At 72.6% G+C, this 14,941-nt stretch carries 11 protein-coding genes and 1 riboswitch; of the genes, 10 read left to right on the forward strand and 1 reads right to left on the reverse strand.

Annotated features, from left to right (window positions below):
* Positions 1 to 113: 113 nt before the first annotated feature.
* A complete protein-coding gene (locus AC3ETA_RS33355) occupies positions 114 to 851 on the reverse strand; it encodes a class II aldolase/adducin family protein (protein WP_432196628.1) in 738 nt (245 codons plus the stop codon).
* A gap of 378 nt (positions 852 to 1,229) precedes the next feature.
* Here AC3ETA_RS33355 and AC3ETA_RS33360 point away from each other — a divergent pair, with 378 nt between their 5' ends.
* From AC3ETA_RS33360 to cobI, 10 genes are all read left to right on the forward strand, one after another.
* On the forward strand, positions 1,230 to 1,922 hold the full coding sequence (locus tag AC3ETA_RS33360; RefSeq protein WP_432196701.1) for a lysozyme: 693 nt from the start codon (positions 1,230 to 1,232) through the stop codon (positions 1,920 to 1,922).
* A 153-nt stretch (positions 1,923 to 2,075) separates the two neighbouring features.
* Positions 2,076 to 3,326, forward strand: coding sequence for an inorganic phosphate transporter (locus tag AC3ETA_RS33365; protein WP_432196629.1), 1,251 nt, complete (start codon positions 2,076 to 2,078; stop codon positions 3,324 to 3,326).
* A gap of 35 nt (positions 3,327 to 3,361) precedes the next feature.
* Positions 3,362 to 3,583: a hypothetical protein gene (locus tag AC3ETA_RS33370; protein WP_432196630.1), complete on the forward strand. Its 222-nt coding sequence runs from the start codon at positions 3,362 to 3,364 to the stop codon at positions 3,581 to 3,583.
* A gap of 129 nt (positions 3,584 to 3,712) precedes the next feature.
* A riboswitch (cobalamin riboswitch) is annotated at positions 3,713 to 3,858 on the forward strand.
* A 99-nt stretch (positions 3,859 to 3,957) separates the two neighbouring features.
* Positions 3,958 to 4,899 carry a cobalamin biosynthesis protein gene (locus AC3ETA_RS33375; protein ID WP_432196631.1) on the forward strand — a complete coding sequence of 314 codons (942 nt, stop codon included), beginning with the start codon at positions 3,958 to 3,960 and terminating at the stop codon, positions 4,897 to 4,899.
* Entirely contained in the window at positions 4,896 to 6,407 is a 1,512-nt protein-coding gene (locus AC3ETA_RS33380; RefSeq protein WP_432196632.1) for a cobyric acid synthase, read from the forward strand. The genes AC3ETA_RS33375 and AC3ETA_RS33380 overlap by 4 nt, the downstream gene beginning before the upstream one ends.
* A complete protein-coding gene (gene cobN / locus AC3ETA_RS33385) occupies positions 6,404 to 10,075 on the forward strand; it encodes a cobaltochelatase subunit CobN (protein ID WP_432196633.1) in 3,672 nt (1,223 codons plus the stop codon). Before AC3ETA_RS33380 ends, cobN begins: the two co-directional genes overlap by 4 nt.
* Positions 10,072 to 12,087, forward strand: a complete 2,016-nt coding sequence (locus tag AC3ETA_RS33390; protein ID WP_432196634.1) for a putative cobaltochelatase — start codon at positions 10,072 to 10,074, stop codon at positions 12,085 to 12,087. The genes cobN and AC3ETA_RS33390 overlap by 4 nt, the downstream gene beginning before the upstream one ends.
* The gene (gene cobO / locus AC3ETA_RS33395) at positions 12,087 to 12,686 is read left to right on the forward strand and encodes a cob(I)yrinic acid a,c-diamide adenosyltransferase (protein ID WP_133910341.1); all 600 of its coding nucleotides are present in this window, start codon (positions 12,087 to 12,089) and stop codon (positions 12,684 to 12,686) included. Before AC3ETA_RS33390 ends, cobO begins: the two co-directional genes overlap by 1 nt.
* The gene (locus tag AC3ETA_RS33400; RefSeq protein WP_432196635.1) at positions 12,686 to 14,185 is read left to right on the forward strand and encodes a cobyrinic acid a,c-diamide synthase CobB; all 1,500 of its coding nucleotides are present in this window, start codon (positions 12,686 to 12,688) and stop codon (positions 14,183 to 14,185) included. Before cobO ends, AC3ETA_RS33400 begins: the two co-directional genes overlap by 1 nt.
* A complete protein-coding gene (gene cobI, locus AC3ETA_RS33405; RefSeq protein WP_432196636.1) occupies positions 14,182 to 14,913 on the forward strand; it encodes a precorrin-2 C(20)-methyltransferase in 732 nt (243 codons plus the stop codon). The genes AC3ETA_RS33400 and cobI overlap by 4 nt, the downstream gene beginning before the upstream one ends.
* The last annotated feature ends 28 nt before the right edge of the window (positions 14,914 to 14,941 follow it).

Here is a 14,941-nt window from a genome sequence, read left to right on the forward strand (position 1 = left end):
TGCCGGGCAACCGCCCGACCGAGGACGGACACCCCCCGGCACGGCCCCGACCCACCCACCGAACCGCAGGCGCTACGCGCACCCCCACCACCCGGCACAGGCCGCCGCAGGCATCACCGCTGCCCATACCCCCGCAACCGCTCCCCCACCTCCGCCACCTGCCCCTCCGACAGCAGCGTCGGGGTGAGCCCCGGGACGGACGACGCCGTCAGCCAGACGCGGCACATCCACTCCAGCTGGGCCGTGCGGTCGTACGCCTGGTCCAGGTTCGTGCCGTACGCGATCGTGCCGTGGTTCTGGAGGAGACAGGCGGTGCGGTCGGTGAGCGCACGGAGCATGTTCTCGGCCAACTCCGGCGTGCCGTACGTCGCATATGGGGCGACCCGGACCGGCCCCCCGAGCGCCGCGGCCATGTAGTGGATCAGTGGCAGCTCCGGCACCAGCGTCGAGACCGCCGTCGCATGGACCGCGTGGGTGTGGACGACGGCACCGGCGTCCGTCGCGCGGTAGATCGCCAGGTGCATCGGCAGCTCACTCGTCGGCACGAGCGATCCGAGCACCCGGTCCCCGGCCAGATCGACCCCCGTCACATCGTCCGGCGACAGCCGGTCGTACGGCACCCCCGACGGCGTGACCAGCACCGTGTCCCCGACCCGCACCGAGACATTGCCGGACGTGCCCACGACGAGCCCCTCCGAGACGGTCCGCCGCGCCGTCGCCACGAGGGCCTCCCAGGCCTCCACCTCCTCAGGGCGCGCACTCCTGCCCCACGCCTCCCCCACGTCCTGGGCATCCTCCCGCGCGTCCCGCGCCCCCCGCCCGCCCCGCTGGTCCCGCCGCTCCTCAACCATGCGGCGATCCTGCCAGCCACCACGTCGACACGGCGTCAAGTCGCCGCCGGGGCGGCGCACTTTAAGGGGGAAGCCCGGCCTCCGGCAGGGCGCACAGAGGGGAACACCACCCTCGCCCCCGCCTTGGCCTGAGATCGATCAGCGTTCAACGATCTTCCAGTAACCTCGGGGAGATTTGTCGCACACGTCGCCATTCCGGGGGGAAATATGGCCCGTGATCACAAACCGTCCCACCTCGAACTGCCCCGCCACGAACCGTCCCACCGCGAACCGTCCCACCGCGAACCGCCCCGCCACGAACCGCCCCGCCACGAACCGTCCCACCACGAACCGCCCCGCCGCCGCCCCCGCCACCGCTCCCGCCTCATAGCGATATCCGTGGCGGCCCTCACCCTCAGCGGAACCGCCCTCGCCGAGATCCCGGCGGCGGCCGCGAGCAAGCCCAAGGGCCACGACGTCTCGTCCCACCAGAAGAACGTCGACTGGCAGGGCTCCAAGGCGAAGGGCGCGAGATTCGTCTACGTCAAGGCGACCGAGTCCCACACCTACCGCAACCCCTACTTCGGCCAGCAGTACAACGGCTCGCGCAACACCGGCCTGGTCCGCGGCGCGTACCATTTCGCACTGCCGAACAAGTCCTCGGGCAGGACCCAGGCCGCGTTCTTCGTACGCAACGGCGGCGCCTGGCGGTCGGACGGCTGGACCCTGCCGCCCGCCCTGGACATCGAGTACAACCCGTACGGCAGGCAGAAGTGCTACGGACTGAGCAAGGCGAAGATGGTCGGCTGGATCCAGTCCTTCAGCAACGAGGTGAAGCGGCTGACCGGCCGTCGCCCGGTGATCTACACCACGACCCACTGGTGGAACACCTGCACCGGCACCAGCCGCGCCTTCGCCTCGAACCACGCTCTGTGGATAGCCCGCTACAACTCCTCGACGGCCGGCTCGATGCCGGCCGGATGGCAGTTCTGGACCTTCTGGCAGTACGACAACAGCGGCAGCCTGCCGGGTGATCAAAATCTCTTCAACGGGTCCATGACCCAGCTGAGGAAGTTCGCCCGGGGCCACTAGCCCCGCAGCGTCCGGGCCGCGCGGCGACCGGCCGGTCCGAGGTTGCCTCATCCAGCCCTCTCGGACACCGTGCGGCCCACCCCAGTTCACCTTTCGTTCACCCAGGTTACCTACGTTCGTCCGGCCAATGACCTCGAACGATTGCCTGGGTAAATGGAAAACTTCTCGCTGATCCTCGCGATTGTGGTGGTAACCGCACTCGCGTTCGATTTCACGAACGGTTTCCACGACACCGCCAACGCGATGGCCACCACCATCTCGACCGGTGCGCTCAAGCCCAAGGTGGCGGTGGCCATGTCCGCCGTGCTGAACCTTGTCGGCGCCTTCCTCTCCGTGGAGGTCGCCAACACGATCTCCAAAGGTCTCGTCGACGAGACCGGCATCCGTCCCGAGGTCATCTTCGCCGCGTTGGTCGGCGCGATCCTCTGGAACCTGCTCACCTGGCTGGTGGGCCTGCCCTCCAGTTCCTCGCACGCCCTGATGGGCGGTCTGATCGGCGCCACCATCGCCTCGGCCGGCATCGGCGCGGTCCACGGCGACGCGCTCCTCACCAAGGTGCTGATCCCGGCGATCGCCGCCCCGCTGGTCGCGGGCATCGCCGCGCTGCTGGGCACCCGCCTGACCTACCGCCTCGGCAAGAAGGCCGACGGCGAGGCCGCCGCCAAGGGCTACCGGACCGGCCAGATAGCCTCCGCCGGCCTGGTCTCCCTGGCGCACGGCACCAACGACGCGCAGAAGACGATGGGCATCATCACCCTCGCCCTGGTCGCCGGCGGCGTCGTCGCCCCCGACTCGGACCCGCCCATGTGGGTCATCCTCTCCGCCGGCCTGGCCATCGCGCTCGGCACCTACCTCGGCGGCTGGCGCATCATCCGCACCATGGGCAAGGGCCTGACCGACCTTCAGCCGCAGCAGGGCTTCGCCGCCCAGACCAGCGCGGCCACCGTCATCCTGGCCTCCTCCCACCTCGGCTTCTCCCTCTCCACCACGCACTCCGTCTCCGGCTCGGTGATGGGCGCCGGCCTCGGCCGCAAGGGCGGCGTCGTCCGCTGGTCGACGGCCACCCGGATGTTCGTCGCCTGGGGCCTGACCCTGCCGGCCGCCGCCCTGGTCGCCGCGCTCGCGGAGTACGTGACGGGCTTCGGCACCTGGGGCACGGCCGTGGTCGCCGTCTTCCTGGTCGCCTCCAGCGCCGCGATCTGGAAGATCTCCCGCCGCGAGGTCGTCGACCACACCAACGTCAACGACTCCGACGAGGCGCCCGGCGTGGTCACCACCGCCATCGCCGCCGTCACCCCGCCCCCGGCGGGCACGCCGGCCGAGGACCTCTCGGCCACGATCCCGGCCCCCTCGTCCTCCGAGCCCGCGTCCTCCGAGCCGGCGTCCTCGCAGGCCACCGTCTGACCGCCCCGTAATCCGGCTATCCAGAAAGTAGAAGCATGAAGATCGACTGGGCGGCACTCGGCTCCGTCTTCGGCGTCAGCCTCGTGGTCACGGTGGCCCTCGTGGGCCTGTTCACCCTCGGTGTCGCGGGCCTCTCACGCCGCGAACGGGCCGTGGCCCAGGGCGACTCGGCCGCGCTCGCGGTCACCGGCGCCTACGCCTGCTTCGCGGCCTGCGCGGCCGCCGTGGGCTACGGGATCTATCTGATCGTGGCGTGACCCACAGGCCCTTCGTGGCCTGACCCACAACACGCGAAACACCCGAGGTGGGGGGCGGACGACCGTCCCGCACCTCGCCGCTGTGTGGGCCTTCGCACACTCTCCCGTCGCAGGTCAACGGCAAGTTGACGCCCCTCGGAACCCCGTGGTGGACTTCCGGGGCCAAGTACGACGGCAGAAGAGGAAGCCGGTGAGAATCCGGCGCGGTCCCGCCACTGTCACCGGGGTAGCAATCCCCGGGAGCCAGGAACTCTCGCCGTCGGTCTCTTCGAACCAGGGCGCGGACACCCTGAGTGAGGACACAACGCGATGCTCGCCTGCCGATCGACATGCAGTAGCACAACCTCGTCCGGCCGCACGGTCGGCTGACCCCGATGCGAGCCGATCGCGTCTTCGCGTACGGCGCCGCCGCCGGGCTCCTCGGTGACCTGCTGCTCGGCGACCCCCGCCGGGGGCATCCGGTCGCCGCGTTCGGACGGGCCGCGGCCGCCGTGGAACGGGTCTTGTGGCGCGACGACCGCGCACGCGGTGCCCTGCACACCGCCGTGTGCGCCGGTGGCGCCATGGCCGTGGGTGCCGTCGCCGCCCGTGTCGTCCGTACCTCCCCGGCCGCCTCCCTCGCGCTGACCGGCGCCGCCACCTGGGCGGTCGTCGGGGGCACCTCGCTCGCCCGGGAGGCCCGCGCGGTCGGGCGGGCCCTGGAGGCGGGGGATGTCGAGGGCGCCCGGGCACGGCTGCCTCATCTGTGCGGACGGGATCCGCAGGCGCTGGACGCGGACGGGATCGCGCGGGCGGTCGTGGAGTCCGTCGCCGAGAACACCTCCGACGCGGTCGTGGGCGCCCTGGTGTGGGGGGCCGTCGGCGGGGTGCCCGGACTGCTCGGCTTCCGGGCCGTGAACACGCTCGACGCGATGGTCGGGCACCGGTCGCCCAAGTACCTGCGCTACGGCTGGGCTTCGGCCCGCCTCGACGACGTGGCCGGCTGGCCGGGGGCGCGGCTGACGGCCGTACTCGCCACCCTCGCCGGCGACGATCCCCGGGGTGCGGTGCGGGCCTGGCGTGCCGACGCCGCCGCGCACCCCAGCCCCAACGCCGGGCCCGTCGAGGCCTCGTTCGCGGGAGCCCTCGGGGTGCGGCTGGGCGGGACCCTCTCCTACGGCGGCCGGGTCGAGCACCGTCCGGTGCTCAACGGGACGGGACGGGCCGTGGGCATCCACGACGTCGAACGGGCCGTACGGCTGTCGAAGCGCGTCAGTTGGCTGGCGCTGGGCGTCTGTGTCGCCGCGCGCCGCATCGCGAAGGGACGTACGTCATGACGGGCGGTGGCCTTCTTGTCGCCGGCACCACCTCGGACGCCGGCAAGAGCGTCGTCACCGCGGGGATCTGCCGGTGGCTGGTGCGGCAGGGGGTGAAGGTCGCGCCGTTCAAGGCGCAGAACATGTCCCTGAACTCGTTCGTGACGCGCGAGGGCGCCGAGATCGGGCGGGCGCAGGCCATGCAGGCCCAGGCGTGCCGTGTCGAGCCGACCGCGCTGATGAACCCCGTGCTGCTCAAGCCCGGCGGTGAGCAGAGCAGTCAGGTCGTGCTGCTGGGCAGGCCGGTGGGTGAGCTGAGCGCGCGGGGCTACCACGGCGGGCGGCAGCAGCAGTTGCTCGGGACGGTGCTGGAGTGCCTCGCCGAGTTGCGGGGCACGTATGACGCGGTGATCTGTGAGGGGGCCGGCTCTCCGGCCGAGATCAATCTGCGGCGGACCGACATCGTCAACATGGGCATCGCCCGCAATGCCGGGCTTCCGGTGCTCGTCGTCGGCGACATCGACCGCGGCGGCGTCTTCGCCTCCTTCTTCGGGACCGTCGCGCTGCTGTCCCGCGAGGACCAGGAACTGATCGCCGGCTTCCTGGTCAACAAGTTCCGCGGCGACGTCTCGCTCCTCGAACCCGGCCTCGACATGCTGCACGACCTCACCGGGCGGCGGACCTACGGCGTCCTGCCCTTCCGGCACGGCCTCGGCATCGACGAGGAGGACGGGCTGAGAATCTCCCTGCGGGGCGCCGTACGGGAGTCCGAGGTCTCCTCCCCCGTCGGTGAGGACGTGCTGCGCGTCGCCGTCTGTGCCGTGCCGCTGATGTCCAACTTCACCGACATCGACGCCCTCGCCGCCGAACCGGGCGTCGTCGTGCGGTTCGTGGACCGGCCGGAGGAACTGGCCGACGCGGACCTGGTGGTGGTCCCCGGCACCCGGGGCACCGTCCGCGCCCTGGAGTGGCTGCGGGAGCGCGGGCTCGCGCGGGCCCTGGTCCGCAGGGCGGCCGAGGGGCGGCCGATCCTCGGCATCTGCGGCGGTTTCCAGCTCCTCGGCGAACACATCGAGGACGACGTCGAGAGCCGGCGCGGACAGGTCGAGGGACTCGGGGTACTGCCCGTACGGGTGCGGTTCGCCCGGGAGAAGACCCTGACCCGGCCCGTCGGCGAGGCGCTCGGGGAGCGCGTCGACGGCTACGAGATCCATCACGGCGTCGCCGACGTCACGGGAGGCGAAGCCTTCCTCGACGGCTGCCGGGTCGGCCGGACCTGGGGCACCCACTGGCACGGCTCGCTGGAGTCGGACGGTTTCCGGCGGGCGTTCCTGCGCGAGGTGGCGGCCGCCGCGGGCCGCCGGTTCGTGCCGGCGCCCGACACCTCGTTCGCCGCGCTGCGCGAGGAGCAGCTCGACCGGCTCGGCGATCTCATCGAACAGCACGCGGACACGGACGCGCTGTGGCGGCTCATCGAGTCCGGCGCGCCGCAAGGACTGCCTTTCATTCCACCGGGAGCGCCCGCATGAGCACAGTGTTGTTGTTGTCGACCGCCGACACGGATCTGCTGGCGGCCCGCGCCGCCTCCGGTGCCGACTACCGGATCGGCAACCCGACGCGCGTGGACGTCGAGACCGAGCTGCCCGCGCTGCTCGACGGCGCGGACCTCGCCGTCGTCCGGCTGCTGGGCGGCAAGCGGGCCTGGGAGGACGGGCTCGCGAAGCTGAAGGCGTCGGGCGTGCCGACCGTGCTGCTGGGCGGCGAGGCCGTGCCGGACGCGGAGCTGATGGCGGAGTCGTCCGTCCCGGCCGGTGTGGTCGCCGAGGCGCTGAAGTACCTCGTCGAGGGCGGCCCCGCCAACCTCACCGAGCTCGCCCGGTTCCTCTCCGACACCGTGCTGCTGACGGGCGAGGGGTTCGTCGAGCCGCAGAAGATGCCGGAGTACGGCGTCCACGGCGACCGTACGCTCCAGGAAGGCCGTCCGACCGTCGGCGTGCTCTTCTACCGGGCCCATGAGCTCAGCGGCAACACCGCGTTCGTCGACACCCTGTGCGACGCGATCGAGGCGCGGGGCGCCAACGCGCTTCCCGTGTACTGCGGTTCGCTGCGCGGCGCGGACCCGGAGCTGTACGAGATCCTGGGCCGGGCCGACGCCCTGGTCGCCACCGTCCTCGCGGCGGGCGGCACGCACGCCTCGCAGGCTTCGGCGGGCGGCGACGAGGAGGCGTGGGACATCGGCAGGCTGGCCGAGCTGAACGTCCCCGTGCTGCAGGGGCTGTGCCTGACGTCGTCCAAGAGCGCCTGGGACGAGTCCGACGCCGCCCTGACCCCCATGGACGCCGCGATGCAGGTCGCGATCCCGGAGTTCGACGGCCGTCTGATCACCGTCCCGTTCTCCTTCAAGGAGCAGGGCCCCGACGACGTGCCCGTGTACGTGGCCGACCCGGAGCGGGCCGGGCGCGTCGCCGGGATCGCCGTACGGCACGCCCGGCTGCGGCACAAGCCGAACGCCGGCAAGAAGCTCGCCCTGGTCTTCACCGCCTACCCGACCAAGCACTCGCGCGTCGGCAACGCGGTCGGCCTGGACACGCCCGCCTCCGCCGTGCGGGTCCTGGACGCGCTCAAGCAGGCCGGGTACGGCGTGACCGAGTACCCGGACAACGGCGACGAGCTGATCCACCGGCTCATCGAGGCGGGCGGGCACGATGTCGAGTGGCTGACCGAGGACCAGCTGGCGTCGGCGCCCGCGCGCGTGCCGCTCGCCGACTATCAGGCTTGGTTCGACAAGCTCGATGCGGAGCTGCGGGACGCCATGACCGAGGCGTGGGGCGAGCCGCCGGGCTCGCTGTACGTCGACGGGGACGACATCGTGCTGGCCTCCCTCCGGTTCGGGAACGTCGTCGTGATGATCCAGCCGCCGCGCGGCTTCGGCGAGAACCCGATCGCGATCTACCACGACCCGGACATGCCGCCGTCGCACCACTACATGGCGGCGTACCGCTGGCTGGAGGCTGCGCCAGCGGAAGGGGGCTTCGGCGCCGACGCGATCGTGCACATGGGCAAGCACGGCACGATGGAGTGGCTGCCGGGCAAGGGGCTCGGGCTGAGCGGCGGCTGCGCCCCGGACGCCGTCCTCGGGGACCTGCCGCTGATCTACCCGTTCATCGTCAACGACCCCGGCGAGGGCACCCAGGCCAAGCGCCGCGGTCACGCCACCGTCGTCGACCACCTGGTGCCGCCGATGGCCCGTGCGGACACCTACGGCGACCTGGCCAAGCTGGAGCAGCTGCTCGACGAGTACGCGCTCGTCTCCGACCTGGACCCGACGAAGGCCCCGGCGGTCAGGGCCCAGATCTGGACGCTGGTCAAGGCGGCCGAGCTGCACCACGACCTGCATGTCGACGAGCAGCCGGGCGACGACGACTTCGACGAGTTCGTCATGCACATCGACGGCTATCTGTGCGAGATCAAGGACGTGCAGATCCGCGACGGCCTGCACATCCTGGGCGGCGGCCCGGTCGGCGAACCGCGTGTGAACCTGGTCCTCGCGGTGCTGCGTGCCTCGCAGGTGTGGGGCGGGCAGGCGAACGCGCTGCCGGGCCTGCGGGCGTCGCTGGCCGAGCACTTCGGTCTGCTGGAGAAGGAGCTGCTCGCCGAGCCGGGCGCTCCGGTGAAGGTCCCGGTCGAGCTGAGCGACCTCGTCGAGGGCCCGTCCCGTACGGCCGCCGACGCGATCGACCTGCTGGAGCAGCTGTGCCGGCGGGTCGCGGAGGGCATGGAATCCAACGGCTGGAAGGTGTCGGAGGCCCCCGGTCTCGTCCGTGACGTCCTCGGCACCGAGCTCCCCGAGGCCGTCGCCGTGCTGGAGTTCGCCTGCACCGAGGTCGTGCCGCGGCTCGCCCGGACCACGGACGAGATCGGCCACATCCTCAAGGCGCTCGACGGCGGTTACGTCCCGGCGGGCCCGTCCGGTTCGCCGACGCGCGGTCTGGTCAACGTCCTGCCGACGGGCCGGAACTTCTACTCCGTCGACCCCAAGGCCATCCCGTCCAGGCTGAGCTGGGAGGTCGGGCAGTCGCTCGCCGACTCGCTGGTGCAGCGGTACCTCCAGGACACGGGTGAGTACCCGAGGTCCGTCGGCCTGACGGTCTGGGGCACCTCGGCCATGCGCACCCAGGGCGACGACATCGCCGAGATCCTGGCGCTGCTGGGCTGCCGCCCGGTGTGGGACGACGCCTCGCGCCGGGTGACCGGCTTCGAGATCATCGGCCTCGGCGAGCTGGGGCGGCCTCGCATCGACGTCACGGTCCGCATCTCCGGCTTCTTCCGGGACGCGTTCCCGCACGTCGTCGGCCTGATCGACGACGCCGTGCGCAAGGTCGCCGAACTGGACGAGCCCGCCGAGCGGAACTTCGTGAAGGCGCACGCCGACGAGGACACCGCCGAGCACGGCGACCGGCGCAGGGCCACGGCCCGTGTCTTCGGCTCGAAGCCGGGCGCGTACGGCGCCGGTCTGCTGCCGCTGATCGACGCCCGCAACTGGCGCTCGGACGCGGACCTCGCCGAGGTGTACGCCGTCTGGGGCGGCTACGCCTACGGGCGCGGGCTCGACGGGCGGGCGGCGCGCGGCGACATGGAGACCGCGTTCAAGCGGATCAACGTCGCCGCGAAGAACGTCGACACCCGTGAGCACGACCTCGTGGACGCCGACGACTACTTCCAGTACCACGGCGGCATGGTCGCCATGGTGCGGCACCTGACGGGCGCCAACCCCGAGGCGTACGTGGGCGACAGCGCCACTCCCGACCAGGTGCGGACGCGCACCCTCGGCGAGGAGACGCACCGCGTGTTCCGCGCCCGTGTCGTCAACCCGCGCTGGATGGCGGCCATGCGCCGGCACGGCTACAAGGGCGCCTTCGAGATGGCGGCGACCGTGGACTACCTGTTCGGCTACGACGCCACCGCGGGCGTGGTCGACGACTGGATGTACGAGAAGCTCAGCGCGGAGTACGTCTTCGACGCCGAGAACCGGGACTTCATGAAGAAGTCCAACCCGTGGGCGCTGCGCGGCATCACCGAGCGGCTCCTGGAGGCCGCCGACCGCGGACTGTGGGCCGAGCCGGACGCCGACACGCTGGAGCGGCTGCGCGCCACGTACCTGGAGCTGGAAGGCGACTTGGAGGGCGACGAGAAGTGACCACCCCCTTCCCCTTTACGGCCGTTGTCGGCCAGGACGACCTGCGCCTCGCGCTGCTGCTGAACGCCGTCTCGCCGGCGGTCGGCGGCGTGCTGGTGCGCGGCGAGAAGGGCACCGCCAAGTCGACGGCCGTACGGGCGCTGTCGGCGCTGATGCCCGAGGTCCCGGTGGTCCCCGGCTGCCGCTTCTCCTGCGCCCCCGGCGCCCCGGACCCCGCGTGCCCGGACGGACCGCACGAGGAGACGGGCGTGGGCACACGACGCCCCGCCCGCATGGTCGAACTGCCGGTCGGCGCCTCCGAGGACCGGCTGGTCGGCGCGCTGGACATCGAGCGCGCGCTCGCCGAGGGCGTGAAGGCCTTCGAGCCGGGCCTCCTCGCCGACGCCCACCGCGGGATCCTGTACGTCGACGAGGTCAACCTCCTCCACGACCACCTGGTCGACCTGCTCCTTGACGCGGCGGCGATGGGCGCGTCGTACGTCGAACGCGAGGGTGTCTCGGTCCGGCACGCCGCCCGTTTCCTTCTCGTCGGGACCATGAACCCCGAAGAGGGCGAGCTGCGGCCGCAGTTGCTCGACCGGTTCGGGCTGACCGTCGAGGTCGCCGCCTCGCGGGAGCCCGACCAGCGGGTGGAGGTCGTACGGCGGCGGCTCGCCTACGACGACGACCCGGGCGCCTTCGCCGCCCGGTGGGCCGACGAGGAGCGTGCCGTACGCCAACGCATCGTCGCCGCACGGGAGTTGCTGCCGTCGGTGCGGCTGGGTGACGGGGCGCTCCGGCAGATCGCGGCGACCTGTGCCGCGTTCGAGGTGGACGGCATGCGGGCCGACATCGTGATGGCCCGTACGGCCACCGCTCTGGCCGCCTGGGCCGGACGGACCGATGTGCTCGCCGAGGACGTCCGGCAGGCGGCGCTGCTCGCGCTGCCGCACCGCAGGCGCCGCAACCCCTTCGACGCGCCCGGCCTGGACGAGGACAAGCTCGACGAGACACTGGAGGAGTTCGGGGGTTCCGAGGACGAGGACGAGGACCCGGATCCGGGCCCGGACGGTCCCGGCGGGGGCGGGGGGCAGCCGCCGCGGTCCGACGACGGCCCCCGCGGCGGTGACACGGCCGCGCGTCCCGAGGCCGGTGAGGACGGGGAGCCGCAGGGCTCCGGGGCCGGGGAGCAGACTCCCGTACGGGCTTTTGAGCCGTTCCGGACGAAGGCGCTGAGCGTGCCGGGTGTCGGTGAGGGCGGTGCCGCCGGGCGGCGTTCGCGGGCCCGGACCGAGCACGGGCGGACCACGGGGGCCCGGCGGCCCCGGGGCGCGCTGACCAAGCTGCATCTGGCGGCCACCGTGCAGGCGGCGGCCCCGCATCAGCGGGCCCGGGGCCGGTCGGGGCGCGGTCTCGTGGTGCGCCGGGACGATCTGCGGCAGGCCGTGCGGGAGGGGCGCGAGGGGAACCTCGTGCTGTTCGTGGTGGACGCCTCGGGATCGATGGCCGCGCGGCAGCGGATGGGCGCGGTCAAGGGCGCGGTGCTGTCGCTGCTGCTGGACGCCTATCAGCGGCGGGACAAGGTGGGCCTGGTGACGTTCCGGGGGTCGGCCGCCGATGTGGCGCTGCCGCCGACCTCGTCCGTGGACGCCGCCGCGGCCCGGCTGGAGTCCCTGCCGACCGGTGGGCGGACCCCGCTCACGGCGGGGCTGCTGAAGGCGCACGAGGTGCTGCGGGTCGAGCGGCTGCGGGATCCGGCCCGGCGGGCGCTGGTGGTGCTGGTGACCGACGGGCGGGCCACGGGCGGGCCGGATCCGGTGGCGCTCGCGGGACGGGCGGCCCGGCTGTTCGCGGCCGACGGGGTCGCCTCCGTCGTCGTGGACTGCGAGTCGGGGCCGGTGCGGCTGGGGCTCGCGGGGCAGCTCGCGGGTGAGCTGGGCGGTACGGCGGTGACGCTGGACGAGTTGCGGGCGGACTCGATCGCGGGGCTGGTCAGGGATGTTCAGGGTGGGTCGAAGAGGAGGGCCGCGTAATGCCGCAGGGACAGCCGAGTGTGGTTCCGGACGACGGTCTGACGACGCGTCAGCGGCGTAATCGGCCGCTGGTGGTCGTGCACACCGGCATCGGGAAGGGCAAGTCGACCGCCGCGTTCGGGCTCGCGCTGCGCGCCTGGAACCAGGGGTGGCCGATCGGGGTGTTCCAGTTCGTCAAGTCCGCCAAGTGGAAGGTCGGCGAGGAGAACGCGCTGCGGGTGCTCGGCGCATCCGGTGAGGGCGGCTCCGTCGACTGGCACAAGATGGGCGAGGGCTGGTCCTGGGTCCAGCGGGACGCCCAGATGGACAACGAGGAGAAGGCCCGGGAGGGCTGGGAGCAGGTCAAGCGGGACCTGGCCGCCGAGACTTACAGGCTGTACGTGCTGGACGAGTTCGCGTACCCGATGCACTGGGGCTGGGTCGACACCGACGAGGTGGTCGACGTGCTGCGCAACCGGCCGGGGACCCAGCATGTCGTGATCACGGGGCGGAACGCACCCGAGAAGCTGGTCGGGTTCGCCGATCTGGTGACCGACATGTCCAAGGTCAAGCACCCCATGGACGCGGGCCAGAAGGGCCAGAGAGGCATCGAGTGGTGATGTCCTCCGTCCCTCGGCTGGTCATCGCCGCGCCTTCCTCCGGCAGCGGCAAGACCACCGTCGCCACGGGGTTGATGGCCGCGTTCGCCGCGCGGGGGCTCGACGTGTCCCCGCACAAGGTCGGACCGGACTACATCGACCCCGGGTACCACACGCTCGCGAGCGGGCGGGTGGGGCGGAATCTCGACGCGTACCTGTGCGGGCCGGAGCTGGTCGGGCCGTTGTTCCTGCACGGGGCGCGCGGGTGTGACATCGCCGTCGTCGAGGGTGTGATGGGGCTGTACGACGGGGCCGCCGGGGAGGGCGAGCTGGCGTCCACGGCCCATGTGGCGAAACTGCTGCGGGCGCCGGTCGTGCTCGTCGTGGACGCCTCGTCGCAGTCTCGGTCCGTGGCGGCGCTGGTGCACGGGTTCGCGTCCTGGGATCCGCAGGTGCGGGTCGGGGGCGTGATCCTCAACAAGGTCGCGTCGGACCGGCACGAGGAACTGCTGCGGGACGCCCTGGACTCGGCGGGGGTGCCGGTGCTGGGCGTGCTGCGGCGGGCGGCCCGGGTGGACACGCCGTCGCGGCATCTGGGGCTGGTGCCGGTCGCGGAACGGCACGCTGCCGCGGTGGAGGCCGTGGCGGCGATGGGGGCGCAGGTCGAGGCGGGGTGCGATCTGGAGGGGTTGCTGGGGCTGGCGCGGAGTGCGGGCGCCTTGTCGTGTGCGGCTTGGGACGCGGCTGAGGTACTGGCTCCCGCGGCGGAGCCGCTGATGGATGCAGCGCCCCCGCCGCCCCTTCCCGCCCCGACCCCGGGGGCTGCGCCCCCGCACCCCCGCTTTCGGCCCGAAGGGCCTCGTCCTCGAACTCCCCCAGAGGGGGCACCCCCGGACGGGCTGAAGGACGCGAAGCGGCGTGTGAGAGTCGCCGTCGCCGGCGGTCCCGCCTTCACCTTCTCCTATGCCGAGCATGCCGAGCTGCTCACCGCCGCCGGTGCGGAGGTCGTCGCCTTCGATCCGTTGCGGGACGAGCAACTTCCCGACGGGACGGCCGGGTTGGTCATCGGGGGTGGTTTTCCCGAGGTGTACGCGGCCGAGCTGTCGGCCAACGAGCCGCTGCGCAAGGCCGTCGCCGCGCTCGCGCGGAGCGGCGCTCCCGTCGCCGCCGAGTGCGCGGGGCTGCTGTATCTGTGCCGTGAACTGGACGGGCTGCCCATGTGCGGGGTGCTCGACGCGAGCGCGCGGATGAGCGAGCGGCTCACGCTCGGGTACCGGGACGCCGTGGCCGTCGGCGACAGCTCACTCGCCGTCGCGGGGACGCGGATGCGGGCGCACGAGTTTCATCGGACCGTCGTCGAGCCCGGCTCGGGGGCGGCGCCCGCCTGGGGAGTCAGGTCTCCTCGGCGCCGGGTCGAAGGTTTCGTACAGCAGGGCGTGCACGCGAGTTATCTGCACACGCACTGGGCCGCCGAGCCCGGTGTCGCCCGTCGGTTCGTGGAGAGGTGCCGGACGTCATGAGCAGCAGGTTGATCGGAGTCGGGGTCGGTCCCGGCGATCCGGAGCTGGTGACCGTGAAGGGCGTGGGCGCGCTGCGCGAGGCCGATGTCGTCGTCGTACCCGTCATGGACAGCGGGGAGCGGGGGCGGGCCGAGGCGACCGTGCTGCACTACGTGCCCGAGGAGAAGGTCGTGCGGGTCGTGTTCGCGCTGAACGAGCGCACCGACCGGGCGCGGCGCGAGGCCGCCTGGGACGCGGCCGGCGAGCGGGTCGCGGGGCTGCTGAAGGAGCACCGGGCCGTCGCCTTCGCCACCATCGGCGACCCCAACGTGTACTCCACGTTCACGTATCTCGCCCAGACCATCGGCGAGCTGGCGCCCGGCACCGTCGTGGAGACCGTGCCCGGCATCACCGCCATGCAGGACCTCGCCGCACGCTCCGGCGCGGTCCTCACCGAGGGGACGGAGCCGCTGACGCTGGTGCCCGTCACCGCCGGCTCGGCCGTGCTGAAGGACGCGCTGGCCGGGCCCGGCACCGTCGTCGCCTACAAGTTCGGGCGGCAGGCGGCCGAGGTCGCCGAGGCACTGCGGGAGACCGGGCGGCTCGACGACGCGGTGTGGGGGTCGGCGCTGGGCCTCGCGGAGGAGTCGATCCGGCCGGCCGCCGACCTCGACGACACCCCGCTGCCCTATCTCTCGACCCTCATCGCACCGGCCCGGCGCGACGGCGGCCGGGGCGGCAAGCTCTGACGCCCGCCCCGCGCCCACCAACCCCCTG

It is taken from the genome of Streptomyces sp. bgisy027, from assembly GCF_057710365.1.